This is a genomic window from Agrobacterium sp. ST15.13.013, from assembly GCF_027956525.1.
GTDB lineage: Bacteria > Pseudomonadota > Alphaproteobacteria > Rhizobiales > Rhizobiaceae > Agrobacterium > Agrobacterium salinitolerans.
In genome coordinates this window covers 1-1,186 of the sequence record NZ_JAQKGP010000074.1, presented here as the reverse complement: position 1 = coordinate 1,186, position 1,186 = coordinate 1, and the positions used below count along the sequence as shown (strand labels likewise).

The 1,186-nt window shown below is 53.9% G+C and carries 1 protein-coding gene; it reads left to right on the top strand.

What is annotated here, in order from left to right; all coding sequences use genetic code 11:
- Nucleotides 1–490: porin (locus PL597_RS25915; RefSeq protein ID WP_271366647.1), on the top strand; the 490-nt coding region annotated here is incomplete at its 5' end.
- Nucleotides 491–1,186: the final 696 nt, after the last annotated feature.

Below are 1,186 nucleotides of genomic sequence, written 5' to 3'. Positions count from 1 at the left end.
TATCGGTGCGAAGCTCGGCGCTGCATCGCTGCAGTTCATCGGTGGCTACGACGTAGACCAGGAAGAAGGCGCTCTCCGCCTCATCGCTACGGCTGACATTGGCCCCGGCACGCTTGGTCTTGCTGGTGTTTGGGCTTCTGGCGTAAACGCTTACTACGCTGAATCCGAGTGGGCAGTTGCTGCCGAATACGCAATCAAGGCAACTGATCGCCTGACGATCACCCCCGGCTTCCAGTACTCTGGCAACATTGCCGGTAAGGGCACTGGTGCAGCGTTCACCGCAGCAGGTGTGCCTGTTACCGGCGGTACGTCCACAACCAGCTACTACATCGTTAACGACTGGTCGAACGATGATGCTTGGAAGGCTGGCGTAACCGTCGATTACAAGATCACCCAGGGCCTGACCACCAAGGTTGCAGTTAACTACTACGACCCGGACAACGGCAACGAGCAGTGGACCGGTTTCGTCCGCCTGCAGCGCGCGTTCTAATCTAATCTGATCTGACATTGTCAGTGATGGAAACCCCGGCAGAAATGCCGGGGTTTTTCTTTTTTCAAGGAATGGCGAATCGGGTGGAGCATATCGGGGCCGGCCCATAGATGTGCGATTCCCTCTCTGTTTGCGGTGTACGCTGGAGTTTCTCGGGCGAAACGGGCCGCATTCCCACGGGGAGGGCTGAGTCGGCCGGTTGCCGAACATCAGGGCGCAGAAAGCAGAAATGATGTTTCATCCCGATTCACCTCGACCCAAAGAGCTCCTTTCCGCCCGTACAGTCGCCTTTTGGACAATCTTTCGTGGCGCGAAAATGCTGAGTTTTCGGCAACCAGGTGCGTTCCTAGTCTTTCGACTTTTTTTGGTTTTCGCTTAAGTGGCTGAAAATGAATATTTATTAATGATTTTTTAACGAACTGGGTCCCGTCTGTTAGAATTGTAGCTATTTCGCAACAATGAAAAACTAAGGACACCTTACTGTCTTCCTTTTGTCACGATTGCGATTGCCTGTGCGGGAGGTTTTGGCTCTAATCATCTCCATAAGCGGCACGCATCTTTGAAGTGCTTCCCACCCGCTGCTTAGAAGATTAAGCGTTTGACTGGAGGTCAACCATGAACATCAAGAGCCTTCTCATCGGCTCCGCTGCGGCTCTCGCAGCAGTATCCGGCGCACAGGCCGCTGACGCTATCGTC